The sequence below is a fragment of the Eoetvoesiella caeni genome (assembly GCF_003315175.1).
In the GTDB taxonomy this organism is placed as follows: Bacteria; Pseudomonadota; Gammaproteobacteria; order Burkholderiales; family Burkholderiaceae_B; genus Eoetvoesia; species Eoetvoesia caeni.
The window spans coordinates 688,078-713,009 of sequence record NZ_QNRQ01000001.1 but is presented as its reverse complement, the minus strand read 5'-3'; the positions used below and the strand labels follow the sequence as shown (position 1 = coordinate 713,009).

General features: G+C 57.6%; 22 protein-coding genes and 2 pseudogenes. 19 read left to right on the top strand and 5 right to left on the bottom strand.

Annotated features, from left to right (window positions below; all coding sequences use genetic code 11):
* Window positions 1-234: 234 nt before the first annotated feature.
* Window positions 235-1,143, bottom strand: a complete 909-nt coding sequence (locus tag DFR37_RS03275; protein ID WP_113931788.1) for a TetR/AcrR family transcriptional regulator — start codon at window positions 1,141-1,143, stop codon at window positions 235-237.
* Window positions 1,144-1,410: 267 nt separating this feature from the next.
* A complete protein-coding gene (locus DFR37_RS03270) occupies window positions 1,411-2,475 on the bottom strand; it encodes a YeiH family protein (protein ID WP_113931787.1) in 1,065 nt (354 codons plus the stop codon).
* Window positions 2,476-2,639: 164 nt separating this feature from the next.
* On the opposite strand from DFR37_RS03270, the gene DFR37_RS03265 reads away from it, so the two are divergent.
* Complete coding sequence (locus tag DFR37_RS03265; RefSeq protein ID WP_113931786.1) at window positions 2,640-3,560, top strand: LysR family transcriptional regulator; 921 nt, start codon at window positions 2,640-2,642, stop codon at window positions 3,558-3,560.
* A gap of 168 nt (window positions 3,561-3,728) precedes the next feature.
* On the opposite strand, the gene DFR37_RS03260 is transcribed toward DFR37_RS03265, so the two are convergent.
* The gene (locus DFR37_RS03260) at window positions 3,729-4,469 is read right to left on the bottom strand and encodes a carbonic anhydrase (protein ID WP_211317198.1); all 741 of its coding nucleotides are present in this window, start codon (window positions 4,467-4,469) and stop codon (window positions 3,729-3,731) included.
* Between the two features lie 576 nt (window positions 4,470-5,045).
* Here DFR37_RS03260 and DFR37_RS03255 point away from each other — a divergent pair.
* From DFR37_RS03255 to DFR37_RS23515, 18 genes and pseudogenes are all read left to right on the top strand, one after another.
* Entirely contained in the window at window positions 5,046-6,188 is a 1,143-nt protein-coding gene (locus DFR37_RS03255; RefSeq protein ID WP_113931784.1) for a porin, read from the top strand.
* Window positions 6,189-6,569: 381 nt separating this feature from the next.
* Complete coding sequence (locus tag DFR37_RS03250; protein WP_113931783.1) at window positions 6,570-7,715, top strand: porin; 1,146 nt, start codon at window positions 6,570-6,572, stop codon at window positions 7,713-7,715.
* Between the two features lie 207 nt (window positions 7,716-7,922).
* The gene (locus tag DFR37_RS03245) at window positions 7,923-8,282 is read left to right on the top strand and encodes an NADH-quinone oxidoreductase subunit A (RefSeq protein ID WP_113931782.1); all 360 of its coding nucleotides are present in this window, start codon (window positions 7,923-7,925) and stop codon (window positions 8,280-8,282) included.
* 104 nt (window positions 8,283-8,386) lie between these two features.
* On the top strand, window positions 8,387-8,863 hold the full coding sequence (locus DFR37_RS03240; protein WP_113931781.1) for a NuoB/complex I 20 kDa subunit family protein: 477 nt from the start codon (window positions 8,387-8,389) through the stop codon (window positions 8,861-8,863).
* Window positions 8,864-8,901: 38 nt separating this feature from the next.
* Window positions 8,902-9,513, top strand: a complete 612-nt coding sequence (locus DFR37_RS03235; RefSeq protein WP_113931780.1) for an NADH-quinone oxidoreductase subunit C — start codon at window positions 8,902-8,904, stop codon at window positions 9,511-9,513.
* A gap of 3 nt (window positions 9,514-9,516) precedes the next feature.
* A complete protein-coding gene (locus DFR37_RS03230; RefSeq protein ID WP_113931779.1) occupies window positions 9,517-10,773 on the top strand; it encodes an NADH-quinone oxidoreductase subunit D in 1,257 nt (418 codons plus the stop codon).
* A gap of 35 nt (window positions 10,774-10,808) precedes the next feature.
* Entirely contained in the window at window positions 10,809-11,303 is a 495-nt protein-coding gene (gene nuoE, locus DFR37_RS03225; RefSeq protein ID WP_113931778.1) for an NADH-quinone oxidoreductase subunit NuoE, read from the top strand.
* Complete coding sequence (gene nuoF, locus DFR37_RS03220; protein ID WP_113931777.1) at window positions 11,300-12,670, top strand: NADH-quinone oxidoreductase subunit NuoF; 1,371 nt, start codon at window positions 11,300-11,302, stop codon at window positions 12,668-12,670. Before nuoE ends, nuoF begins: the two co-directional genes overlap by 4 nt.
* 14 nt (window positions 12,671-12,684) lie before the next feature.
* The gene (gene nuoG / locus DFR37_RS03215; RefSeq protein ID WP_113931776.1) at window positions 12,685-15,012 is read left to right on the top strand and encodes an NADH-quinone oxidoreductase subunit NuoG; all 2,328 of its coding nucleotides are present in this window, start codon (window positions 12,685-12,687) and stop codon (window positions 15,010-15,012) included.
* 1 nt (window position 15,013) lies between these two features.
* Window positions 15,014-16,087, top strand: coding sequence for an NADH-quinone oxidoreductase subunit NuoH (nuoH, locus tag DFR37_RS03210; protein ID WP_113931775.1), 1,074 nt, complete (start codon window positions 15,014-15,016; stop codon window positions 16,085-16,087).
* 18 nt (window positions 16,088-16,105) lie between these two features.
* Window positions 16,106-16,594: an NADH-quinone oxidoreductase subunit NuoI gene (gene nuoI, locus DFR37_RS03205; protein WP_113931774.1), complete on the top strand. Its 489-nt coding sequence runs from the start codon at window positions 16,106-16,108 to the stop codon at window positions 16,592-16,594.
* A gap of 17 nt (window positions 16,595-16,611) precedes the next feature.
* Window positions 16,612-17,235 carry an NADH-quinone oxidoreductase subunit J gene (locus DFR37_RS03200; RefSeq protein WP_113931773.1) on the top strand — a complete coding sequence of 208 codons (624 nt, stop codon included), beginning with the start codon at window positions 16,612-16,614 and terminating at the stop codon, window positions 17,233-17,235.
* Window positions 17,235-17,543, top strand: a complete 309-nt coding sequence (nuoK, locus tag DFR37_RS03195) for an NADH-quinone oxidoreductase subunit NuoK (RefSeq protein WP_113931891.1) — start codon at window positions 17,235-17,237, stop codon at window positions 17,541-17,543. The genes DFR37_RS03200 and nuoK overlap by 1 nt, the downstream gene beginning before the upstream one ends.
* 16 nt (window positions 17,544-17,559) lie before the next feature.
* On the top strand, window positions 17,560-19,572 hold the full coding sequence (gene nuoL / locus DFR37_RS03190; protein ID WP_113931772.1) for an NADH-quinone oxidoreductase subunit L: 2,013 nt from the start codon (window positions 17,560-17,562) through the stop codon (window positions 19,570-19,572).
* 8 nt (window positions 19,573-19,580) lie between these two features.
* Entirely contained in the window at window positions 19,581-21,068 is a 1,488-nt protein-coding gene (locus tag DFR37_RS03185) for an NADH-quinone oxidoreductase subunit M (protein ID WP_113931890.1), read from the top strand.
* A gap of 9 nt (window positions 21,069-21,077) precedes the next feature.
* On the top strand, window positions 21,078-22,565 hold the full coding sequence (gene nuoN, locus DFR37_RS03180; RefSeq protein ID WP_113931771.1) for an NADH-quinone oxidoreductase subunit NuoN: 1,488 nt from the start codon (window positions 21,078-21,080) through the stop codon (window positions 22,563-22,565).
* A gap of 9 nt (window positions 22,566-22,574) precedes the next feature.
* Window positions 22,575-22,742: pseudogene (locus tag DFR37_RS23520) on the top strand (DUF2818 family protein); the annotation flags it as partial.
* Between the two features lie 168 nt (window positions 22,743-22,910).
* Window positions 22,911-23,114 (top strand): annotated as a pseudogene (locus DFR37_RS23515) (DUF2818 family protein); the annotation flags it as partial.
* 380 nt (window positions 23,115-23,494) lie between these two features.
* On the opposite strand, the gene DFR37_RS03170 reads toward DFR37_RS23515, so the two are convergent.
* Complete coding sequence (locus DFR37_RS03170; protein WP_113931769.1) at window positions 23,495-23,932, bottom strand: nucleoside deaminase; 438 nt, start codon at window positions 23,930-23,932, stop codon at window positions 23,495-23,497.
* 134 nt (window positions 23,933-24,066) lie between these two features.
* Entirely contained in the window at window positions 24,067-24,930 is an 864-nt protein-coding gene (gene serB, locus DFR37_RS03165; protein WP_113931768.1) for a phosphoserine phosphatase SerB, read from the bottom strand.
* Between the last annotated feature and the right edge of the window lie 2 nt (window positions 24,931-24,932).

The following is a 24,932-nucleotide window of genomic DNA, read 5'->3' as shown; positions in this document are numbered from 1 at the left end:
AAATGCCGCCTATGCCGGACGTCTGTCATTGGCTGGCACTTGAATGGTGCAAATTGTACCTTATCTAACATGAATTAGAGAAAGTATTTTTTGCTGTGGTGAAACCGGCCTTGAATCCGTACTTTGTCATTATTGGGCAGCGGCGGCAGGCTGTCCGCCTTCGATCGGCTTTGAGCAGCGGCTTAAATAGTGGGTTAAGCTGCGATCGAGCCGCCGTCTGAACGGCCAGGCGGTTTAGCTTTCACGATGCGGTTCGCCGCCCGCCGCGCGCTGGAATCCGTAGCCGAACACAATGCGTATGAGCTGGCGTCCGATCTCTTCGGCAGACAGCCTTCCGGGGGCTTGGTACCACACCCACGTCCAGTTCAGGGCACCCAGCAAAGTAAGGCGCAGCAGCGTCTTGTCCGCCTTTTCATGTAAAGGCAGGGTCTCGATCAGGTCGCGAAACCGGTTTTCATAGGAGGCGCGGTCGGCGTCGACCTTTTGCTGTAATTTGGCCGGGAAGCGGACGCCTGGATCAACGCGCACTACAGTTGCCAATTCGCTGGGATTCAATTGAAACTTCAAGGCCGTGGCGCATGCTTCTTCAAGCCGTATCCAGGGATCCTCGTGCAAGGCCATGGTCGCGTCCAGCGCAGTGTTGATGCTGGTGATGCCTAGGTGGTGCACCGTGGCGAACAGATCTTCCTTGGAGGGGAAGTGGTAATAGAGCGAGGCCGGCTGGATGCCTACCGCCGCGCATACTTCGCGTAAAGAGGTTTCGGCATAGCCATTCTTTGCAAAAATCCTTGCTGCTGCCAGCAGGATCTCGTCACGCCGCAGCTCGGTAACGCTTTCATCCTGGCCCTTGGCTTTGGCTGCGAGCCGACGGTTGCGGCGCTCCCGCTCAAGCAGGCTGCGTTCGGCGTCATTCAGGCTGCCGCTGCGGCTGTCGCCCTTGGACTTGGCCATCAGGCGCAGGTAGCTTGTTTCCAGGCCGCTGCGCTTCCAGATATTGCGCACAGTCGAGGCCGAGATGTCGATACCCCGTGCCTGCAAGGCTTGGGCCACAGAAAACTGGCCAAGATTCGGCTGTTCCCGGGCATACCGAAGCACTAGCTCTTCGATTTCCAGTTTTGAAGGATTGCCATTAGAAACGCTCATTTTTTATTGAGTATGACGAGCTAAGGCGCGGATTTCACCAAGCCGGTGAGGCGGCTCGGGCATCGTTGACCGGTTTTTAGTTGACGGTTGGGCCGGGTGCAGTCCCCGGTTTGAGGCATTTTATACTGCATACCTCATGCCGCCTGCATCCGGCAAACAATCCTTATGGGGTAATGGCTTTCCCCCGGGGCTTAAGACGCTGCCAGCCCATGCCGCCGGCATGCCCGCGCGGCTTGCGGAAACTTGGGCTGCGTTGATATTGGAGCCTTAGCCCAGCCACTGCATGACGGCCAGGTTGATGCCGTAGCCGCCGACGATCAGAAACGCGAACAGCGTGGCGGCCAGCATGAGGGGCTTGAAGCCGGCCTGGCGGATGGCGCCCGCGTGAGTACGCAAGCCCAATGCGGCCATGGCCATGGCCAGCAGGGCAGTGTCGATGTCGACAATGACCTGGACGAGATCGGCGGGCAGCAAGTGCAGCGAATTGATGCCGCTGACCGCAATGAAGAACACGGCAAACCATGGAATGACGATGGGCGCCTTCTTCGAAGCCTCGGCGCCGTCGCCCGGCTGTCTGCGCAGCACCACGCCCGACAAAATAAGCAGGAAGGGCGCCAGCATCATGACACGCAGCATTTTTTCAATGACGGCGGTGCCGGCCGCGGCATCGCTCACAGCCTTGCCCGCCGCCACCACCTGCGCAACCTCATGGATGGTCGAGCCTGCGAATACGCCGTAAGCGTGTTCGCTAAGCGGCAGCAGTGAATATAGAAGCGGATAAAGAAACATGGACAGGGTGCCGAACACGACGACGGTGGCTACCGCTATCGACACCTTGTGAGCCTGGCCGCGCACGACGGGCTCGGCCGCCATCACTGCGGCCGCGCCGCAGATCGCGCTGCCGGCGCCTATCAGCATGGAAGTTTGCTTGTCCAGTTTGAACAAACGGGTGCCAAGCTGCACCGCCAGCGTGAATGTAAGCCCAACCATGAGCGCCGCGATAAGTACGCCCGCCCAGCCAATATCGCCAATTTGCTGGAAAGTGATGCGGAACCCGTAAAGAATGATACCGGCGCGCAAGAGCTTGTTTTTGGAAAAATCGACGCCGGCAGCCGTGTGGCCGGCAATGCTGGGAAAGAAAGTATTGCCGGCGACAATGCCCAGAACAATGGCCAAGGTAAGCGCGCTGATGCCCAACTGCTGCACCGGCTCCAGCTTGGCAAGCAGCAGGCTGGCTGCGGCCAGGGTGCCAGTCAGAAGCAACCCCAGCCACCAGGCGGATTGGCGCAGGGGTGCGGCGGGACGGGCGGGCAAAGTAGCGGTTTGATTCATGCTTGATGTGCTGTCGGCAAATGTTGGGGATACGGCCACGGCGTCGAATCCGTGATATTTGCATAAGCATATGGCGCGCAGTAATATAATACAAACGCATATATTTCACATTTCCATGAGTTTTAGTTCTGCTTGCTTTAAGTTGCCGGCGACGCGAATATCTGATGAATCTGCACCTGACCAGAATCTTTTTCCATGTGGCGCAGCACCGCAGCTTCTCGCGCGGGGCCGAGTCCCTATCCATTAGCCAGTCCGCTGCTTCCAAGGGGGTCCGAGAGCTGGAGCAGCAACTGGATGTGCCGCTGATAGAAAGAGGGGCAGGGGTGGGTAAACGCTCACGCGGGTTGCAGCTTACCGAGGGCGGGCAGGCGCTGTTCGAGCACGCCCGCGGTATTTTCGCGCTGGAGCGGGCGGCGGCCGACGACTTGCGCGCCAGGGCGGAACTGCGGCGCGGCGAACTGACCCTGGGGGCCAGCACGACCGTGGCAGCCTACTGGCTGCCGCTGTATGTCGCCCGATTCGCACGCGAACATCCCGCAATTCAGTTACATGTCGCGGTGGGCAATACGCATACGATAGTCCAGGGCCTGGCCGATTGCCGCATGGACCTGGCCTTGGTTGAAGGCGGGGTGGACGACCCGGACATTACCGCCCGGTATTGGCGCGACGAACAACTGGTCGTCATAGCCCCTGAACATTATCCTTTGGCCAACCGGCGTCCATTGAAGTCTTCGATGCTCAACGACGAAATCTGGCTGGTCCGGGAGCCCGGTTCGGGCACGCGCGAAGTAACGCAGCAGCTATTGAAGCAGAACGGCCTTGAGCCGGCCCATCAAATAGAAATCGGCAGCAACGAAGGCATAGCGCGCGCCGTGGCCGGCGGGCTGGGGGTGGCCATGCTGCCTTGGGTGGTCGTGCAAGACTTGGTTGCGCTGGGCCGGGTGCAGACGCTGGAGCTGGCCGGAGCTGCTACCCTTCGGCGGCCATTGTTCCGGCTCGAGCGGACAGAGCGCCCGCTCTCGCCGGCGGCCCAGGCCTTTTCGGCGCTGCTCGACAAAGTGGGCGAAACGCCGGCAGGGCAATGATATTGAATTGGAAATAGTTTTGAAAAGCAAGGAGTTATGCCGCGCGCTCGCACGGCCAAGCCGCCGCTTAGGCAAACAGGAATTCAACCCCGCACGAAACAAGCCGCGTATTGAAATGGCAAGCGTCGGTGCGCTATCCCGTGGAGGGCGATTCCTTTTTAAGTAGGCCTACTTAACGATAACCCGCCCATTCAAAGGTTGTACCGGACGGTTGGTGGCCTGGCCCATTCGTTGCTCGAAGGCGCGGATTTGCGTTGGTGAGGCGTGCACCGGGCTTTGCAGCACCAGCCAGCGTACGCCTTCGGAACAGGGGGGTGTGGTTAGCGAACCGCTATAGCGATAGTAAGACAGCGAGGCCGGCAGCAGGCTGGACGGCAGGGATTTTACCGGCAAGGGGGCGGCCGGCCCCGGGCTGGCGGGCATTTGCGACCAGATGCGGGCCAGGCTGGCATTGGGGCTGCCCGCCTGGAACATAACCGCCACGACAGCCAGCTTGCCTTGCGCGTCCGCGTTCACGAAATGCGCTTCCAGCGGGTAGCGTTTGCCATTGATTTCGTTTTCAGCGGGAGCATGGAAATGCACCTGCACCAGGTCGAACTGGTGGCCGTCCAGAGTTAGGGTATTGCCTTTGTCGAAGTCGATTTGTATGGTGTGGCCGTTATTGACTATGGTTTTGCCCGGTGCATCCTGGTAATGCAGCGTAAGCGGAGTGCTGGCCGTTTTCAAGGCGCCCTGGATATTGATGGGCGATTGATTCTGCCCGCGCTCGCAGACAGAGTAGTCCTGGCTAAGCGTACCCCAGTGCTTGGGGCCGTTGACTCCTTGATAAGACCACTGTGCTGCATGGGCCGCGGCAAGACATAGCGTTGCAGCAACGGCTGCAGCGGCAGTGGGCAATAGTTTTTTCACAGTAAGTTCCTTGCGGTATAAAAAGGGGACGTGAAAATCGCAGGCTAGGTGTTGTACCCCCGGGATATACATTTATATACATTTTTTCGAACTTAAGCGAGCCTCTGGGATACGGCCATAGTGAATATGAGTTTTTCTCATATTAAAAGGCGGTCTAAGGCCTCCCGCCGGCCAAATTTATCCCATGAAAACAAAGGGTTTATCTGGATTCAAAGTTTTGTTTCAATTAGGTTTCATGTCTTTTTCTGCTTGCCCGGGTTTTGAAAAACTCCAACTGAAACAATCAGCTATATAGGCTTCCTAGAATAATTATAGATAGGTAATAAGCTAAGAAACTTGCTGGATTTCGGCTGTTTCGCGAATCGGGTTAACCCTCTGGTATTTGGCTGTAAAAGCCCTTTCTGTTGTTTCATGCCAACAGAAAAGAAGGAAATAAGGGTTTTTATGGGGGTTCCGATAGCCAGTGCGGCGGAATTTTGATGCAATAGCTACAACTTCCCACCGCGGAGTTAAATAGGCGCCGAAGCAAATTCTGACTGCGTCGCCAAATTACTCAAATCTACGGAGATTTCCTACATGAAAAAGACTCTGCTCGTTGCTGCACTAGTTGCTGGCTTCGCCGGCGCTGCTCAGGCAGAAACCTCGGTCACCCTGTACGGCTTGCTCGACAGCGGTATCGGTTATCAGCAGTTCAAAGGCACAAACGCTGCCGGCAATTCCTACAAGGGCACCAACACCGGTATTCTGAACGGTGCACAGTCGAGCAACCGCTGGGGCCTGAAGGGCGCAGAAGATCTGGGCCAAGGCTTGAAGGCAGTTTTCGTTTTGGAAAGCGGCTTCAACATCAATGACGGTACTTCGGGCCAAAGCAACCGTTTGTTCGGTCGCCAAGCCACTGTCGGTCTGGCTTCGGATGCATGGGGTCAACTGGACTTCGGCCGTCAGACCAACATCGCCTCCAAGTATTTCTCGGGCGTAGCTACTCCGTTTGGTAACGACTTCAGCCAGGCTCAAACCGGTGCTGCATTCAGCTCCGCCGCCAGCCTGCGTTACGACAACATGGTCATGTACCAAACCCCGAATTTCTCGGGCTTCCAGTTCGGCGTCGGCTACTCGTTCAACGCTAATGGTCCTCAGCAATTCAAGGTCAGCGGCGACAACGAACCCAACACTCGTGCCTGGACCACCGGTCTGCGTTACGGCAACGGCCCCATCGCTGCTGCTTTGACATACGACCAGTTCAAATCGCCTGAAGGCGCTGGTGCCAATGATGGCGTTTCGGTCAAGTCCTGGAACCTCGGTGCCAGCTATGACTTCGAAATCGTCAAGGTCCACGCTGGTTTCGGCCAGACCCGCAACGGTTGGTTCGGTGACGTTTCGTCGCTCAAGATTGTCGACGACACCGGCGCTCAGTTGGGCAACAACGCTCTTCAAGCCAACGACGGCCTGAAAGTCAACTCCTACGCCTTGGGCCTGAGCGCTCCTGTTGGCGCCAACGGCAAGGTATTGGCTGGCTGGACCATGGCTGATCCTCGCAGCAACGGCGTGCGTAACGGCACCACCGAGTTGTCCAAGCAGCAAACATACAGCCTGGCTTACACCTACGCTTTGTCCAAGCGCACCAACGTGTACGCTTTGGGTTCGTATGCCAAGCACGTTGCCTTCCGCGACGACCTGAAGTCGACTTTCGTCGGCGCCGGCGTTCGTCACCAGTTCTAATCGGACTGCATGGCTTGCCCATGCGCCTTGTGGCCCGGCTTGCCGGGCCGCTGATTGGAAAACGGGCTTGTCCCGAAAAAAACCACCTCTCGAGGTGGTTTTTTTATGGGCGCCGGATATGCAGGCTTGGCGTAAGGCGGCAGGCAGTGTTTTTTTACACGAGACACACTCGTTTACGTTGTGTCTGCAAAACGCCACGCTGCGTTGTGTTTCTCTTTGATTACAAGGCTGATGGGTTTAGCATGACTTTCATAAGCCGTACACATTCAAAGAGTGTTTAGCGGCGGCATCAGTCCAGAATGGGAGTGCATGGACATGACGCACCGGGAACAAAGGCGCTTGCCGTCTTGGCCCCTCTACTCAATTACGGAGAATTGCCAAATGAAAAAGACACTGCTCGCAGCAGCACTTACCATCGGTTTCGTGGGCGCTGCTCAAGCTGAAACCTCGGTAACGCTATATGGCATCGTGGATGCCGGTATTTCCTATCAACAAGTCAAAGGTACCAATCCCGCCACTGGGCTGGACTACAAGGGCACCCGCACCGGCTTCCTAAGTGGTGGCCAATCGGAAGAAAGCCGCTGGGGTCTTCGGGGTACGGAAGACATAGGCGAAGGCCTGCAAGCGGTCTTCGTGCTGGAAAATGGGTTTGATCTTGGCACCGGCACAACCAACCACGACAATAAGCTGTTCGGCCGTCAAGCCACAATCGGCTTGCGCTCTGACGCCTGGGGTCAATTGGACTTTGGCCGTCAAACCAATATCGCAAGCAAATATTTTGCCGATGTAGCCAGCCCGTTCGGCACCGAGTTCAGCCAAGCGCGTGTTGGTACAACTTTCGGCGCAGCCGACCGCGTGCGTTACGACAACATGGTCATGTACCAAACGCCTAATTTTTCGGGCTTCCAGTTTGGTGTGGGCTATTCGTTCAACAATAACGGCAATCAGCAGTTCAAGCAAAGCGGCGGCGATCAGCCCAATTCGCGTGCCTGGACCACTGGCTTGCGCTACGTCAACGGCCCCATCGGTGCTGCTTTGACTTACGACCAAATCAAGTCGGCGGAAACCTTCGGCCCAGCCTCGGTTGATAACGGCGTTTCCATCAAGTCGTGGAACCTCGGTGCCAGCTACGACTTCAATGTCGCCAAACTGCATCTTGGTTTCGGCCAAACGCGCAATGGTTGGCTGCAGTCGGTCCAGTATGCCGATCTGCCTGCTTTTGAAACCGCCAACACCGGCTACTACGCCAACGACGGCATGAAGGTCAATTCGTACACCGTTGGCCTAAGTGCTCCTATCGGCGGCAACAGCGCCATCATGGCTTCGTGGGGCATGGCCGATCCGCGCGACGGCGGGGTTCATGGCGCCAGCGCCACCAGCAAACAACAGGTTTATAGCCTGGGCTACACCTATGCCTTGTCCAAGCGCACCAATGTCTATGCCATTGGTTCGTATGCCAAGCATGTTGCATTCCAGGACGACCTGAAGTCGACTTTTGTCGGCGCCGGCATCCGTCATCAGTTCTAATTTTTGAACCCGCTGGGGCTCTGTTAAAAACAGTAGCCCAAATAAAAAACCACTCTGCGGAGTGGTTTTTTAATGCTCTTTGCACCGTTGCGGCGCTTATTGCGCCGCTTTGCTTTGAATATGTTTCAGCCGGCTCAAAGTTCAGCGGGAAGACAAGTTCAAAATGCTACAATCTCGAGGTTTACTTATCGTGATTGGACGCTTGGCATGAATTTGCAACAGTATTTTCCCGTACTGCTCTTTATTGTTATCGCCACCCTGATCGGTTTTGTCTTGTTGGCGGCGGGCCGCGTGTTGGGGCCATACCGCCCGGACGACCAGAAACTGTCGCCCTACGAGTGCGGCTTCGAGGCATTCGATGACTCACGCATGAATTTCGACGTGCGCTACTATCTCATCGCCATTTTGTTCATTTTGTTCGACCTGGAAATCGCATTTCTATTTCCTTGGGCCATCGCCAGCGGCGACATAGGGCTGGTCGGTTTCTGGACAGTAATGGTATTTCTGGCAGTGCTGACCGTAGGCTTTATCTACGAATGGAAAAAGGGCGCGCTCGACTGGGAGTGACGCACGGTTTTGTGCAGCCGCGCGGGTGCCGCAAGCGGGCGCCGCAACAGGATGCCCCGCGATGGTGCCAGGCGCATCGCTAAATCAAGTTATTAGGCAAAATCATGGCTATTGACGGCATATTGAAAGAAGGTTTTATCACTACCAGCGCGGACAAGTTCCTGAACTGGGCCAAGACGGGGTCGATGTGGCCCATGTCGTTCGGCCTGGCCTGTTGTGCGGTGGAAATGATGCATGCGGGCGCGGCCCGTTACGACCTGGACCAGTTCGGCATTATTTTTCGTCCCAGCCCGCGTCAATCCGACCTCATGATTGTTGCCGGCACGCTGTGCAACAAGATGGCGCCGGCGCTGCGCAAGGTATACGACCAAATGCCCGAGCCGCGCTGGGTGGTTTCCATGGGTTCTTGCGCCAACGGCGGCGGTTACTATCATTATTCATACTCGGTGGTGCGCGGCTGCGACCGCATCGTGCCGGTCGACGTCTACGTGCCGGGGTGCCCGCCCACGGCCGAAGCGCTGGTTTACGGGCTGCTGCAAATGCAGAACAAGATCCGGCTGACCAATACCATTGCCCGCTAGGCCCCGAGCCTACCCATTCACGTTCCAATAGCTCGCATATGACACGGCTTGAAACGCTAAAAACCAATTTGATCGCCCAGTTCGGCGAGACGCTCAACCTTACCGAGAGCCTGGGCGAACTGACGCTTGAAGTGCCGGCCGAGCAGTGGGCCGATGTGTGCCTTACGCTGCGCGACCAGCCGTCGCTGGCGTTTGTCTCGTGCATCGATCTGTGCGGCGTCGACTACTCCGGCTGGGGCGCCCCCACTTATCCGGGCGCCAGCGCACAGTTTCCGCAGCGTTTTGCCGTGGTGGTGCACCTGCTTTCACTGGTCCATAACTGCCGCTTGCGCGTGCGCACCTTCGTACCCAACGACGAATTCCCGGTGCTGGTTTCGCTGGTCCATGTCTGGCCCAGCGTGAACTGGTTCGAGCGCGAGGCCTTCGACCTGTACGGCATTGTATTTGAAGGGCATCCCGACCTGCGCCGCATTCTGACGGACTACGGTTTTATCGGCCATCCATTCCGCAAGGATTTTCCTATCTACGGAACCGTGGAAATGCGCTACGACACAGAGCAAAAGCGTGTGGTTTACCAGCCGGTAACCATAGAGCCGCGCGAGATCACACCGCGTATCGTGCGTGAAGAAGGCTACGGAATAGAGCGTTAAAACATGGCTGAAATTAAAAACTACACTCTGAACTTTGGTCCCCAGCATCCTGCGGCCCACGGTGTATTGCGTCTGGTCCTGGAGCTGGATGGTGAAGTCATCCAGCGCGCCGACCCGCATATCGGGCTGTTGCACCGGGCGACCGAAAAGCTGGCTGAAACCCGCACCTACCTGCAAACCTTGCCCTATATGGACAGGCTTGATTACGTGTCGATGCTGTGCAACGAGCACGCCTACGTGCAGACAGTCGAAAAGCTGCTGGGCATTGAAGTGCCATTGCGCGCACAATACATCCGCGTGATGTTCGACGAGATTACCCGCATCCTGAACCACTTGATGTCCATCGGTTCACATGCGCTGGACGTTGGCGCCATGGCCATCTTCCTGTATGCCTTTCGCGAACGCGAAGACCTGATGGACTGCTACGAAGCGGTTTCAGGCGCGCGTATGCACGCGGCTTACTACCGGCCGGGAGGCGTCTATCGCGATCTGCCCGACACCATGCCTCAGTATGGGCAGTCCAGCAAATATCGCGGCGCCAAGGAAGTTGCCGCCATGAACGAAGCCCGCTCCGGTTCGTTGCTTGATTTTATTGAAGACTTCACCAACCGCTTTCCCGCCTGTGTCGACGAGTACGAGGTCTTGCTGACCGATAACCGGATCTGGAAGCAGCGCCTGGTCGGTATTGGCGTGGTCGACCCCGAGCGCGCCAAGGCTTTGGGCTTTACCGGCCCCATGTTGCGCGGTTCTGGCGTGGAATGGGATCTGCGCAAGATGCAGCCTTATGCCGCATACGATCGTGTGGACTTCGACATTCCCGTAGGCACGAATGGCGATTGCTATGACCGCTACCTGGTGCGCATTGCCGAAATGCGCGAAAGCAACCGCATTATTCGACAATGCGTTGAATGGCTGCGCAACAACCCCGGCCCTGTCATCGTGGACAACTTCAAGGTGGCCCCGCCTTCGCGCGAGCGCATGAAAACCGGCATGGAAGATCTCATCCATCATTTCAAGCTGTTCACCGAAGGCATGCACGTGCCCAAGGGCGAAGCCTATGCCGCCGTCGAACATCCCAAGGGCGAGTTCGGCACCTACATTATTTCCGACGGGGCCAACAAGCCCTATCGTCTCAAGATCCGCGCCCCGGGTTTTGTGCATTTGCAGGCCTTGGACGAGATGACGCGCGGGCACATGATCGCCGACGCCGTCACAGTCATTGGGACTTTAGATATTGTGTTTGGCGAAATCGATCGCTGATCGGTCTGTTGCCAAGTAAATACCGGATTCAAACTATGCTGCTTTCTGAACAAGCTTATCAAAAGATCGACAAGGAGTTGGCCAAATTCCCGGGCGATTGGAAGCAATCCGCCATCATGGCGGCACTGGCCGTTGCCCAGGACGAAATGGGCTGGGTCTCGAACGATGTCATTGAAGACGTGGCCGGCTATTTGCAGTTGCCGCCCATTGCCGTTCAGGAAGTCGCCTCGTTCTACAACATGTACAACACGAAGCCGGCAGGGCGATTCAAGCTTACGATCTGCACCAATCTACCCTGTGCCTTGCGCGACGGCGTCAAGACCGCCGACTACCTGAAGGAAAAGCTGGGTGTCGGTTTCAACGAGATTACGCCCGATGGCCTGTTCTCGTTGCAAGAAGGTGAATGCATGGGCGCTTGCGGCGATGCGCCGGTGCTGTTGGTCAACAACAAGCATATGTGCGTTCGCATGCAGCCACAGCAACTGGACGAAATGATCAGCGAACTTCAACAACGCGGAGAATCGGCATGAACGCTCCGGACACCTTTTTGCAGCGTTTTTCCCAGGGGCTGGCAGCAGTGCCGGACGGCGATGCGTCGCGCAGCATGATCTTTCACGACCGCCATATCAAGCCGCAAATCGTTGCCGGCCTGGACGGCAGCAACTGGCGCCTGGACGATTACGTCAAACGCGGCGGCTATGAGGCCCTGCGAAAAATCCTGACCACCGGCATGAAGCCCGAGGACGTCATCGCCGAAGTCAAGGCCTCGGGTCTGCGCGGCCGCGGCGGCGCAGGTTTCCCCACCGGGCTTAAATGGAGCTTCATGCCGCGCGCCTTGCCCGGCCAGAAGTATCTGGTGTGCAATTCCGACGAAGGCGAGCCCGGCACATTCAAGGACCGCGATATCCTGCGCTTCAATCCCCATATCGTGATTGAAGGCATGGCCATTGCCGCCTTCTCGATGGGCGTCAGCGTCGGCTACAACTATATTCACGGTGAAATCTTCGACGTCTACGAACGCTTTGAAGAAGCCCTGGAAGAAGCGCGCGCCGCCGGTTTTCTGGGCGAAAAAATCCTGGGCTCGAACTTTGATTTCCAGCTGCATGCCTTTCATGGCTACGGCGCTTATATTTGCGGCGAAGAAACCGCCTTGCTCGAGTCGCTGGAAGGCAAGAAAGGCCAGCCGCGGTTCAAGCCGCCATTTCCGGCCAGCTTCGGCCTTTATGGCAAGCCCACGACCATCAACAACACCGAAACCTTTGCCGCCGTGCCCTGGATCTTCCGGCATAGCGCGCAAGAATACCTGGAAACGGGGCTGCCCAATAACGGCGGCACCAAGCTGTTTTCCATTTCCGGCGACGTCGAGCGCCCCGGCAACTACGAGATTCCGCTAGGTACGCCGTTTTCGACCTTGCTTGAGCTGGCCGGCGGCGTCAGCGGCGGGCGCAAGCTCAAGGCGGTGATTCCCGGCGGCTCCAGCGCCCCGGTGCTGCCGGCCGACATCATGATGCAAACCACCATGGACTACGACGGCATCGCCAAGGCCGGCTCCATGCTGGGGTCGGGCGCTGTCATCGTCATGGACGAAACCCGCTGCATGGTCAAGTCGCTGCTGCGCCTTTCGTATTTTTATTTTGAAGAAAGCTGCGGTCAATGCACGCCGTGCCGCGAAGGCACGGGTTGGCTGTACCGCATGGTCAATCGTATTGAAAACGGCCAGGGGCGTCCTGAAGATCTCGACGTCCTCGACTCGGTTGCGTCCAATATCATGGGGCGCACTATTTGTGCGCTGGGCGATGCCGCCGCCATGCCGGTACGCAGCTTCATCAAGCATTTTCGCGACGAGTTCGCACACCACATCGAGCATAAAAGCTGTGTGGTGCCCAAATATCTGTAGGCTCAGGACACGCAATGGTTGAACTTACCATCGATGGCAAAAAGGTAGAAGTCCCCGAAGGCAGCATGGTCATGCAGGCCGCCAACAAGCTTGGACTTTACGTACCGCATTTTTGCTACCACAAGAAACTTTCCATCGCCGCCAATTGCCGCATGTGCTTGGTCGAGGTCGAAAAAGCGCCCAAGGCCATGCCGGCCTGCGCCACCCCTGTTACCAGCGGGATGATCGTGCATACCGCTTCGGCCAAGGCTGTAGCCGCGCAAAAAAGCGTCATGGAGTTTTTGCTGATCAATCATCCGCTTGACTGCCCGGTTTGCGACCAGGGCGGCGAGTGCCAGCTGCAAGATCTGGCGGTAGGCTACGGCGCATCTGCGTCGCGCTACCAGGAAGAAAAACGGGTCGTGTTCCACAAAGAAATGGGCCCCTTGGTTGCCGCCGAGGAAATGCAGCGCTGCATACATTGCACCCGCTGTGTGCGTTTCGGCCAGGAAGTGGGCGGCCTGATGGAGCTGGGCATGCTCAACCGGGGCGAGCACGCGGAAATCACTTCGTTTGTGGGCCGTGCGGTCGAGTCCGAATTGTCGGGCAACATGATCGATATTTGCCCCGTCGGCGCGCTGACCTCCAAGCCTTTCCGCTATACGGCGCGTACCTGGGAACTGGCGCGTCGCCGTTCGGTCAGTCCGCACGACAGCGTGGGCGCCAACCTGGTGGTACAGGTCAAGGGCGAACGCGTGATGCGCGTCGTGCCATTCGAGAACGAAGAAATCAACGAGTGCTGGATCAGCGACCGGGACCGCTTTGCCTATACCGGTCTTTACACTGAAGATCGCCTGGCGCACCCCATGATCCGCACCGCCGACGGACGCTGGCGCGAGGCTTCCTGGAGCGATGCGCTGCAAGCCGTTGTAAAAGGCCTGAACGATGTGCGCGAACAGCACGGGGCAGGGCAGATCGGCGCCCTGGGTACTGAAGGCTCGACGCTTGAAGAACTTACGTTGCTGGCGCGCCTGACGCGCAGCCTGGGTTCGGAAAATGTCGATTTTCGCTTGCGCCAGACCGACGCGGAACTGGATCGCGCCATTCCCGGCGTGCCTTGGCTGGGCATGCCTATCGCCCAGTTGGGCGAACTCGACCGCGTATTGGTCGTGGGTTCGTTCCTGCGCAAAGACCATCCTTTGTTTGCCCAGCGCTTGCGCCAGGCAGCCAAGCGCGGTACGCAAATTTCGTTTATCGACGGCGCCGCGGACGACCCTCTGTTTCCTGTGCATGCACGCCTGACGGTGACGCCCGGCGCCTTGCCCAATGCCTTGGCCGAAGTACTGGTTGCGCTGGCACGGGCCGGCGAACAGAAAGTACCCGACGCCTTTGGCGGCGTGGAACCCGGCGCCGAGGCGGTACGCATTGCCGCCAGCCTGGCATCGGGCCAGAAAACAGCCATCCTGCTGGGTAATCTGGTGATCGCCTCGCCGCAGGCGTCGCTTATTTGCGCCAATGCGCAAGCGCTGGCCCAGGCGGCCAATGCCAAGCTGGGCTTCCTGACCGCCGGCGGCAACACGGTGGGCGGTTATGTCGCCGGCGCAGTGCCCGTGGCCGACGGCCTGAACGCCAAGCAAATGTTCGAGCAGAACCTGAAGGCCTACGTGGTGCTGCACGCCGAACCCCGTCTTGATGCCGACAACGGTGTGCAGGCGGTGCAGGCATTGAAGTCAGCCGATTTCACTGTGGCGTTGACTTCCTATCGCTCGGCGGTCGAAGAATGGGCTCACGTCATGCTGCCGGTGGCGCCGTTTACGGAAACCTCGGGTACGTTCATCAATGCCGAAGGGCGTGCGCAAAGCTTCAAGGGTTGCGCTGCGCCATTCGTCGATACGCGTCCGGCCTGGAAGGTCTTGCGGGTCATGGGCAACTTGTTCGAGCTGCCCGGCTTCGACGATGAAACCTCCGAGTCCATACGCGACAGCGTGCTGGTGGGCGGAGTCGAACCGCATTTGTCCAACGAAATCAACGGGGCTATTGGCCTTGCGGCCGCGCCGGCTGCGGTCGAACGCCTGGCCGATATTCCGATCTACCGCAGCGATGCCATGCTGCGCCGCGCCGAGCCTTTGCAGCAGACCGCCGCATCGCAGGCGCCGCAAGCGCGCATGTGCGCGGCCACCCTGACCAGCCTGGGGCTGGAGTCCGGGCAGCCGGTGCGGGTTCGCTCGCAACAAGGGGAGATCACTCTGGATGCGCTGCTGGATGATGCCGTAGCGCCGGGTGCTGTGCGTATTGCCGCAGCCTTTGCAGAAACAGCGGCTTTGGGCAGCTCGTTCGGGCAACTTTCGGTGGAGGGCGTCTAACATGGAATGGGTAAATACACTTGACGCTTTCGGCACAGGCCTTATCGGGGCAACGCCCTGGTATGTGGTCTGGACGATAGTCAAAATCCTGTTGATTGCCGTTCCGATCATCTTGTGCGTGGCATACCTGACCTACTGGGAGCGCAAGCTCATAGGCGCCATGCACGTGCGCCTGGGGCCCACCCGCGTAGGCTACCGCGGCTTGCTGCAACCGTTTGCGGACGTGTTCAAGCTGCTCAGCAAAGAATTGATCCTGCCGGCCAAGTCCAACAAAGTGCTGTTTCTTATAGCGCCCGTGGTTACCTTGATGCCGTCCCTGGCGGCATGGGCAGTCATTCCGTTCAGCCCCGAGCTTGTCCTTTCCAATATCAACGCAGGCCTGCTCTACATCATTGCAGTTACTTCGTTGGGCGTCTATGGCGTGATTGTTGCGGGCTGGGCCTCCAACTCTAAATACGCGCTGCTGGGCGCCATGCGCGCCGCGGCCCAGATGGTGTCGTACGAGCTGGCCATTGGTTTCGTCATGATTACCGTGCTGCTGGTGTCGGGCTCGCTGAACATGAGCGAAATCGTATTGGGCCAGGACAAGGGCTGGTTCGCCCAGCATGGCGTCAACTTCATGTCCTGGAATTGGCTGCCGCTATTGCCGCTGTTCATCATCTATGTGATTTCGTGTGTGGCGGAAACCAATCGCCATCCCTTCGATGTGGTCGAGGGCGAGTCCGAGATCGTGGCCGGGCCCATGGTGGAATACTCGGGTACGGGCTTTGCCCTGTTCTTCCTGGGCGAGTACGCCAACATGATTCTGCTGTCGGCGGTCGCTTCCATCATGTTCCTGGGCGGCTGGCTGCCTATCATCGACGTAGCGCCGTTTACCTGGGTGCCGGGATGGATATGGCTGGGCATCAAGACGTTTTGCGTGGTTTCGATGTTTATTTGGTTCCGGGCGACATTCCCCCGGTATCGCTACGACCAGATCATGCGCCTGGGCTGGAAAGTATTCATTCCTTTCACCGGCGTGTGGCTGGTGCTTGTGGCCATATGGATGCAAACGCCATGGAATATCTGGCATTAATGCGGGCAGAGGCAAAAGATGGAAGCAATTAAAGATTTTTTTGGCAGCTTCATGCTGTTTGAGATGTTCCAGGGCTTGCGCCTGACTGGCAAGTATTTCTTCAAGCGCAAGATCACACTGCGTTATCCGCAAGAGAAAACGCCGTCGTCGCCGCGTTTTCGCGGCCTGCATGCCTTGCGCCGTTATCCCAATGGCGAAGAGCGCTGCATTGCCTGCAAGCTGTGCGAAGCGGTCTGTCCGGCGCTGGCCATCACGATCGAATCCGAAGAGCGGGACGACGGTTCGCGCCGTACCACGCGCTACGACATCGATCTGGCCAAGTGCATTTTTTGCGGTTTCTGCGAAGAAAGCTGCCCCGTGGACTCTATTGTGGAAACGCATATTCTTGAATACCACGGTGAGAAACGCGGCGACCTTTACTACACCAAAGACATGTTGTTGGCCATTGGCGACCGGTACGAGCCCGAAATTGCGAGCCGCCGCGCCCAAGACGCCCCTTACCGTTGATCCCAGGACTTGAATTTATGACTTTTGCTACTGTCCTGTTTTATCTTCTTGCCATTGTCATGGTGGTGGCGGCGTTCCGCGTCATTTCCGCGGCCAATCCCGTAACCGCGGTGCTGCACCTTATCCTGACCGTCTTTACCGCGTCCATGCTGTGGGTTCTGGCGGGGGCCGAGTTCCTCGGCCTGCTGCTGGTCATCGTGTATGTGGGCGCCGTCATGGTGCTGTTCCTGTTTGTGGTCATGATGCTCGATACCCGCCTGGTATCGCTGCGCGGCGGCCTGAAGGTCTATTTGCCGCTGGGTCTGGGCATAGGCTTGATCATGGTCCTGGAAATGGCATTCGTCATTGCCAAGCTGTGGTCGGGCGCGGGCGAGCAGGCGCCGGTTGCCGCCGACTACAACAACACCCACGCGCTGGGTGTCATGATGTACACGCAATATCCATTCGCCATTGAAGTGGCCGCCGTCATTTTGCTGGTGGGCATGGTTTCGGCCATCGCGCTGACGTCGCGCCGCCGCCGCGACGTCAAGCACAACAACCCGGGCGACCAGGTGCGCGTGCGTTCCAAAGACCGCCTGCGTCTGGTGAGCATTCCTTCGCAAACCGAAGCCAAGTCCCAGAACAACGGAGAGTCGAAATGATGACCATTACATTAGCGCACTACCTTGTATTGGGCGCCATTTTGTTCGCCATCGGCGTTTTCGGGTTTTTTCTTAATCGCCGTAATCTGCTTATTTTGCTGATGTCGATCGAGCTTATCCTGCTTGCCGCCAACTTCAACTTCATGGCGTTTTCAACCTGGTTCGGCGACGCCGCAGGGCAGGTGTTTGTCTTTTTCGTTCTTACTGTGGCTGCCGCCGAAGCGGCTATCGGCCTGGCGATTCTGGTGCTGTTGTTCCGCAACCTGAATACGATCAACGTCGAAGAGCTGGATCACCTTAAAGGTTGATGGGATTACCAATAATATGAGTTCAACCAGTCTTTATCTTGTCATCGCCCTGGCGCCGCTGGTCGGCGCCTTAATAGTCGGGCTTTTCGGCACCGGTTTTCTAGGGCGCCAGGTCGGACGCCGCAGCGCTCACATCATTACCATTTTAGGCGTGCTGATTTCGTTCATCGGTTCAGTCGTTGTGCTGTTCCAGGTGCTGGATGGCCAAACCTTCGACGGCACTGTCTACGCATGGAACGTTATCGGCACGGTCAAGCTTGAAGTCGGCTTCCTGATCGATTCGCTGACAGTGCTGATGATGGTGGTGGTTACCTTCGTTTCGCTGATGGTGCATATCTACACCATAGGCTATATGGCCGACGACCCCGGTTACCAGCGCTTCTTCTCGTATATTTCCCTGTTCACATTTTCCATGCTGATGCTGGTCATGTCGAACAATATGCTGCAGCTGTTCTTCGGCTGGGAAGCGGTGGGCCTGGTTTCTTATCTGCTTATCGGCTTCTGGTACACGCGGCCCACCGCCATCTTCGCCAACCTGAAGGCGTTCATGGTCAATCGTGTCGGCGACTTTGGTTTCATCCTGGGCATAGGTCTGTTGTTCTCCGCGACCAACACCATGAACTACGGCGAGATCTTCCAGCAAACCGACAAGCTTGCCGGCATGGGTTTCCCGGGTACCGACTGGTTGCTGGTAACAGTGGCCTGCATTTCGCTGTTCGTGGGCGCCATGGGCAAATCGGCCCAGGTGCCGCTGCATAGCTGGCTGCCCGACTCCATGGAGGGCCCCACGCCTATTTCGGCCCTGATCCACGCGGCAACCATGGTTACCGCCGGCATCTTCATGGTGGCGCGTTTTTCGCCCGTGTTCGAACTGTCGTCCACGGCTCTGTCATTCGTGATCGTCATCGGCGCCATCGGTGCGCTGTTCCTGGGCATCCTGGGCGTCATTCAAAACGACATCAAGCGCGTGGTCGCCTATTCCACGCTGTCCCAACTGGGCTACATGACCGTTGCGCTAGGCGCTTCGGCCTACTCGGTAGCTATCTTCCACTTGATGACCCACGCGTTTTTCAAGGCCCTGCTGTTCCTCGGAGCGGGTTCGGTCATTATCGGCATGCATCATGACCAGGACATCCGCAACATGGGCGGCCTGCGCAAATACATGCCGATCACCTGGATCACTTTCTTGATCGGTACCCTGGCCCTGGTGGGCACGCCGTTCTTTGCCGGGTTCTACTCCAAAGAGCACATTATTGAAGCGGCCGGCGCGGCCAATGTGTGGGGGGCCGGTTTTGCCTACTACGCTACGCTGATAGGCGTGTTCGTGACGTCGCTGTATTCGTTCCGCCTGTATTTCCTGGTTTTCCATGGCAAAGAGCGCTTCAATACCGATGCCGCCGTCCATGGCGCGGCCGAACACGAACATGAAGAGCATCATGGCCATCATAGCCAGCCTCACGAGACTTCGTGGGTTGTGACGGTGCCGCTGATCCTGCTGGCGATTCCGTCGGTGGTTGCTGGGGCCATGTTCATCGATCCGCTGCTGTTCGGCGGCTACTTCAAGGGTGTCATCCTTTCCTTGCCTTCGCATCCGGCCATGGCCGAACTGGCGGCGCACTGGCACGATTGGGTGGCGTTCGGCCTGCATGGCTTCGTTACCTTGCCTTTCTGGCTGGTCGTGGCCGGCTTGGTCGTGGCCTGGTATTGCTATATCGTCAACCCGGCCGTGCCGGCGGCCTTGGCGCGCCAGTTCTCCTGGCTGTATCGCATTCTTGAAAACAAGTACTACGCAGACTGGTTCAACGAACAAGTCTTGACGCGCGGCGCGCGCTGCCTGGGCCATGGCCTGTGGCAGGGCGGCGACCGCGGCATTATCGACGGCATTGTGGTGAACGGCAGTGCCCGTGTCGTAGGCTGGGTGGCCGTGATTAGCCGCTATCTCCAGTCGGGCTACATCTACCACTACGCCTTTGCAATGATTATCGGCATCATGGCGTTCCTAACCTTTTTTGTGCTGACCGTTTACTGATGAGCGATATGGCGTCTTCTACTCTTCCTTGGCTAACGCTTTCCATTTTTGTTCCCATCGTGGCGGGCCTTATCGTTCTGGCGGTAGGGCGCGATGACCGCCCGGGGCTGACGCGCTGGCTGTCCCTTATTGGATCGGTGCTGGGCTTTTTGGTGACCTTGCCGCTGTATACCGGTTTCCGCTATGACACGGCCGATATGCAGTTCGTCGAAAACACCCCATGGATCGAAAGCATTGCGGTCAATTACCATCTGGGCATCGACGGCATCTCCATGTGGTTCGTGCTGTTGACCGCCTTCATTACCATTATCGTGGTGCTGGCCGGCTGGGAGGTCATTACCAAGCGGGTGGCGCAGTACATGGCCTCCTTCCTGATTCTTTCGGGACTGATGGTAGGCGTTTTCGCGGCGCTGGACGGCATGCTGTTCTATGTGTTCTTCGAAGCCACGCTTATCCCCATGTACCTGATCATCGGGGGCTGGGGCGGACCCAACCGCGTATATGCCGCGTTCAAGTTCTTCTTGTACACGCTGGCCGGTTCGCTGCTGACGCTGATCGCCTTCATCTACCTGTGGCACGCTTCGGGCGGTTCGTTCGACATCCTTACCTGGCACCAGCTCAAGTTGGGCTTTACCCCGCAGATTTTCGTGTTCATTGCGTTGCTGGCGGCCTTCGCGGTCAAGGTGCCGATGTGGCCGGTGCACACGTGGTTGCCCGATGCCCACGTCGAAGCGCCCACCGGCGGCTCGGTCGTGCTGGCGGCCATTATGCTCAAGCTGGGGGCGTATGGTTTCTTGCGGTTTTCGCTGCCCATCGCGCCGGATGCCTCGCATAGCCTGGCCGGCCTGATGATTGCCTTGTCGCTTGTCGCCGTCATTTACATTGGCCTGGTTGCCATTGTTCAGGACGACATGAAAAAGCTGGTGGCGTATTCGTCTGTTGCGCACATGGGCTTTGTTACCCTGGGTTTCTTTGTCTTCAACACGGCGGGGCTGGAAGGCGCCATCGTGCAGATGATTTCGCACGGCTTTGTGTCGGGCGCGATGTTCCTGTGCATTGGGGTGCTGTACGACCGGATGCATACGCGCCGCATCGACGCCTATGGCGGCGTGGTCAATGTCATGCCTCGTTTCGTGACGTTCTTTTTACTTTTTTCCCTGGCCAATTGCGGCCTGCCCGCCACCAGCGGCTTTGTGGGCGAGTTCACGGTCATCATGGGCGCGGTCGAGTACAACTTCTGGATCGGCTTGCTGACCGCGTCGGCACTGATCTGGGGCGCCGGCTATTCGCTGTGGATGTTCAAGCGCGTGGCACTGGGCGACATCGTCAACGATGAAGTGCGCTCCATGGTCGACCTGAACAAGCGCGAGTTTTTTATCATGGCTATGTTGGGAATTATGGTTCTTTACATGGGGATTTATCCCAAACCCTTTACCGATGTCGTGCACGTTTCGGTGCAGGCCTTGTTGCAACACGTCTCCATCTCGAAACTGTAAGCCCGGATCATTATGCAAAATCATTTTCAATTCGCCCTGGCCTTACCCGAGATCCTGTTGCTGGTCCTGACCGTCGCAATCCTGATATTCGACGCATTCAGCAAATCCAAGGACAGGCACTTGACGTTTGTGTTTACGCTGGAGGCCCTGGTTGCGGTGGCTGCTGTCAGCGCGGTTCAGTGGAGCGACGGCGTTGCCGGCACTACGTTCTACGGCATGTTCGTGGTCGACCCGCTGGCGCATTTCTTGAAAATTGCCTCTTATATTGCGGTTGCCCTTACGCTGGTTTATGGGCGCCAATATGCCGAAGAGCGCGAGATGCTGCTGCATGGGGGCGAGCTTTATACGCTGGCCCTGCTGGCGCTGCTGGGCCAGATGGTCATGATCTCGGCGGGCAATATGCTGATGGTGTATCTGGGCGTAGAGCTGATGTCTTTCGCTTTGTACGCACTGATCGCACTGCGCCGTGAAAACGTCAAGGCCACCGAGTCGGCCATGAAGTATTTTGTGCTGGGCTGCCTGGCTTCGGGCGTCTTGTTGTACGGGATCTCGATGATTTACGGCGCCACCGGCCAGCTCGACCTGGCCGCTGTCGCCGACATCATTGCCAGCGGCAAAGTTGAAACGCTGCCCCTGGTCTTTGGCGTGGTGTTCATCGTGGCGGGGCTGGCATTCAAAATGGGCGCAGTGCCGTTCCATATGTGGCTGCCCGATGTCTACGACGGAGCTCCCACCGCGGTTACTTTGATCGTCGCGGCCGCGCCCAAGCTGGCGGCGTTTGCGCTGACTTTGCGCCTGCTTATCGAAAGCCTGCACGGTCTGGCCCTGGACTGGCAGCCCATGCTGCTGATCATGGCCGTGCTGTCGCTGGCCATCGGCAACTTCACCGCTATTGCGCAGACCAACTTCAAGCGCATGTTGGCGTACTCCACCATTTCGCACATGGGTTTCGTGTTTTTGGGCCTGCTTTCCGGCGTGGTCGAAAACAATCCTGCGGCGACCGGGCAAGCATACGGCGCGGCCTTGTTCTACATGATTATTTATGTATTGACGACGCTGGCTACTTTCGGCCTGATCCTGCTGCTTAGCCGCAAGGGTTTCGAGTGCGAGGAAATTTCCGATCTTAAAGGCCTGAATCGCCGCAATCCGGTGCTTGCCGGCGTGCTGCTGCTGTCCATGTTCTCGTTGACGGGCATTCCTCCTTTGGCAGGGTTTTACGCCAAGCTTGCGGTGTTGCAGGCTTTGGTGGGCGCCGGCCATATTGCCTTGGCGGTGGCCGCGGTCATGTTTTCGCTGGTTGGCGCTTTCTATTACCTGCGCATCGTCAAGATGGCTTATTTTGACGAGCCTGAAGGCGCGGCGGTCCCGCTGGCCAATGGGGTGCTGCCTCATGGCCTGATGTCGATCAACGGCCTGGCCCTTATTGTGCTGGGCGTCATGCCCGGCGGGCTGATGGCGCTGTGCGTGCACGCGATCGAAACATCGCTCGGTTTTTAAAGGACGTTCATGGACCAGCTTGTGGCTGTCTGGATTCTGATCGTCCTTGCGTTGATCACCGCCAATCTTCCGTTTGTTCTAGAGCGGCCTCTCTTGGCCTTGCCCTGGGCGCAGCATGGCGAGGACAGGCGTCCGGGCTGGCTGCGCTTGCTTGAGTCATTGGTCTTTTTCGTGCTGCTGGCGGGCTTGCTCTATGCGATCGTAGGCTGGGTGGGAGGCTCGCTGGTCATGGCTTCGGACGCGGCCTCGGTTGGGCTGTTCCTGTTCAAGATCGCGGTATTGGCCGTTGCCGTGGTTCTGCTGCTTAGTTACCCGGGCTGGCGCGATACGAATAAAAGCGTGCACAAGTCGTTTTTTGTGCGCCTGCTTGAAGTGCTGGCTTTGTATGCTTTGCTGGGTGCGCTGGGGTTTGCGTTTGAAATCAATATTGGCAATTTCTTTGCCAAGGATTGGGAGTTCTACGCGATTACTTTAAGCCTGTATTTGGTGCTGGGATATCCTGGTTTTGTGTACCGCTATCTGATGCGGCATGGGCGCAATCGGGGTTAGGTGCCGGGTCGGGCTAAGCACCCAAAAGCCTTAAGTACTATTGTTGCAGCGGTGCCCTAGAAATTAGGTGAGGCTTTTGAGTTCTTGATCGGCCGTTTTGGCCCAACTGGTTTTGCTCAGGTCGCTGCGGCCCCGGCTACGCCGGGGCTTCCCATTTCAACGCTTGTTTTCAGGCGCTCACATAACTCGCGCAAACGGACAGCCACTGGCTGTCCGTAAACGTCGCGCTCAAACAGATGTTCGCTTGCCTCCTGAAAACAAGCATCAAAATGGCTTGCTCCAACTTCACAAAACCAGCTGGGCCAAAACGGCCTTATATGTGTGACTGTTGACGTGCGTGGTTGTTGATGTGTGTTCTAGATGAAAGTGGCTGGCTGTGTTTAAACGCCGATGTCTTCATTCCAGAGCTCTGGCCTGGCGGCCATGAAGCTTTTCATCAGTTCTATGCAAATCTCGTCTTGCAATACTTCCACCTGTACTCCGCGCGAGCGCAGCAAGGCTTCTTCGCCCATGAAGCTTTGGTTTTCGCCGATGATTATTTTTGGGATGCCGTACAAAAGTATGGCGCCGCTGCACATGGAGCAGGGCGACAAGGTGGTGTACAGCACTGACTCCCGGTAGACGTTGGCCGGCTGGCGGCCCGCGTTTTCAAAGGCGTCCATTTCGCCGTGCAAAATGGCGCTGCCTTTTTGCACGCGCCGGTTGTGTCCCGCGCCGATAATGCGCTGCTTATGTACGATGACCGACCCGATAGGAATGCCGCCTTCTTGCAATCCCAATCGGGCTTGTTCGATGGCAGCTTGCATGAACGTATCCATATATCTTCCTTTTGAGAGTGATCGGAGTCTTGCTCTTCGGCGTTTGGGTTATTCCATTCTCATATCAAGCGTTCGCGTTTTCGTCGCTATTTGCTTTGCAAGAGTATTGCTTGCGCTTCATCTTGGAAATGGAATTAATACTTGACTACACCGGGAATGTCAAACCAGTTCAGGACGGCGTCCAGTCCGCTGACGTTCAGCGCGAAGTTGGCTTGCGCGCGCACTACCGGCTTGGCGCGATAGGCAACTGAATAATCGGCCAGCGCCAGCATTTTCAGATCGTTGGCGCCATCGCCCAGAGCGATGATTTGATGCGCCTGCGCGCCGGTCTCGCGGGCCAGGTCCTGTAGCCGCTGGGCCTTGCCTTGGGCGTCGACGATATCGCCCAGCACTTTGCCGGTGAGCACGCCGTTGGCGGTTTCCAGCAGATTGGCGTGGGCCTGATCCAGGCCGAGGCGCTGCTTGAGCTTTTCGGTAAAGAAAGTGAACCCGCCCGAGACCAGCAAAACCTTCAGCCCGGCTTTTTTTGCAGCCTGAATTAGCGTCTCTGCGCCGGCGTTAAGGCGCAGCCGTTCTTCATAGACTTGCTCGAGCGCTGTTGCGGGGACGCCTTCCAGCAAAGCCACGCGGCGGCGCAGGCTTTCGGCGAAGTCGGTGATCTCGCCGCGCATGGCGGCCTCGGTAATGGCCGAGACCTGCGCTTTGCGCCCCGCCATGTCGGCGATTTCGTCGATGCATTCGATATTGATAAGCGTGGAGTCCATGTCCATCGCCAGGATTTTGCATTCGTGCAAGGGCCGTACTTCATCCAGAAACGCATAGTCCACATGCAGGTTGTCGCACAGCTGCTTGAGTTCTTGTGATTCGCCCGGGTCGATATCCAGCAGCCGCACGGCGGTGGTACTTAGATTTTGTACCCCGCGTGCGCGGGCTACGGCGGCGATGTTTTCGATGCGTTCGGTGTTCAGGTTTGGCGCTTGCAGTATCAGGTGGGTCATGT

What these genes read in the sequence shown, in the direction of transcription:
- nuoH (WP_113931775.1), top strand. Translation starts at nt 15,014, where the DNA reads ATGGAATGGGTAAATACACTTGACGCTTTCGGCACAGGCCTTATCGGG.
- DFR37_RS03250 (WP_113931783.1), top strand. Translation starts at nt 6,570, where the DNA reads ATGAAAAAGACACTGCTCGCAGCAGCACTTACCATCGGTTTCGTGGGC.
- nuoL (WP_113931772.1), top strand. Translation starts at nt 17,560, where the DNA reads ATGAGTTCAACCAGTCTTTATCTTGTCATCGCCCTGGCGCCGCTGGTC.
- DFR37_RS03270 (WP_113931787.1), bottom strand. Translation starts at nt 2,475, where the DNA reads ATGAATCAAACCGCTACTTTGCCCGCCCGTCCCGCCGCACCCCTGCGC.
- DFR37_RS03240 (WP_113931781.1), top strand. Translation starts at nt 8,387, where the DNA reads ATGGCTATTGACGGCATATTGAAAGAAGGTTTTATCACTACCAGCGCG.
- DFR37_RS03275 (WP_113931788.1), bottom strand. Translation starts at nt 1,143, where the DNA reads ATGAGCGTTTCTAATGGCAATCCTTCAAAACTGGAAATCGAAGAGCTA.
- nuoG (WP_113931776.1), top strand. Translation starts at nt 12,685, where the DNA reads ATGGTTGAACTTACCATCGATGGCAAAAAGGTAGAAGTCCCCGAAGGC.
- nuoI (WP_113931774.1), top strand. Translation starts at nt 16,106, where the DNA reads ATGGAAGCAATTAAAGATTTTTTTGGCAGCTTCATGCTGTTTGAGATG.
- DFR37_RS03200 (WP_113931773.1), top strand. Translation starts at nt 16,612, where the DNA reads ATGACTTTTGCTACTGTCCTGTTTTATCTTCTTGCCATTGTCATGGTG.
- DFR37_RS03265 (WP_113931786.1), top strand. Translation starts at nt 2,640, where the DNA reads ATGAATCTGCACCTGACCAGAATCTTTTTCCATGTGGCGCAGCACCGC.
- DFR37_RS03255 (WP_113931784.1), top strand. Translation starts at nt 5,046, where the DNA reads ATGAAAAAGACTCTGCTCGTTGCTGCACTAGTTGCTGGCTTCGCCGGC.
- nuoK (WP_113931891.1), top strand. Translation starts at nt 17,235, where the DNA reads ATGACCATTACATTAGCGCACTACCTTGTATTGGGCGCCATTTTGTTC.
- DFR37_RS03235 (WP_113931780.1), top strand. Translation starts at nt 8,902, where the DNA reads ATGACACGGCTTGAAACGCTAAAAACCAATTTGATCGCCCAGTTCGGC.
- serB (WP_113931768.1), bottom strand. Translation starts at nt 24,930, where the DNA reads ATGACCCACCTGATACTGCAAGCGCCAAACCTGAACACCGAACGCATC.
- DFR37_RS03230 (WP_113931779.1), top strand. Translation starts at nt 9,517, where the DNA reads ATGGCTGAAATTAAAAACTACACTCTGAACTTTGGTCCCCAGCATCCT.
- DFR37_RS03245 (WP_113931782.1), top strand. Translation starts at nt 7,923, where the DNA reads ATGAATTTGCAACAGTATTTTCCCGTACTGCTCTTTATTGTTATCGCC.
- nuoF (WP_113931777.1), top strand. Translation starts at nt 11,300, where the DNA reads ATGAACGCTCCGGACACCTTTTTGCAGCGTTTTTCCCAGGGGCTGGCA.
- nuoE (WP_113931778.1), top strand. Translation starts at nt 10,809, where the DNA reads ATGCTGCTTTCTGAACAAGCTTATCAAAAGATCGACAAGGAGTTGGCC.
- DFR37_RS03170 (WP_113931769.1), bottom strand. Translation starts at nt 23,932, where the DNA reads ATGGATACGTTCATGCAAGCTGCCATCGAACAAGCCCGATTGGGATTG.
- DFR37_RS03185 (WP_113931890.1), top strand. Translation starts at nt 19,581, where the DNA reads ATGGCGTCTTCTACTCTTCCTTGGCTAACGCTTTCCATTTTTGTTCCC.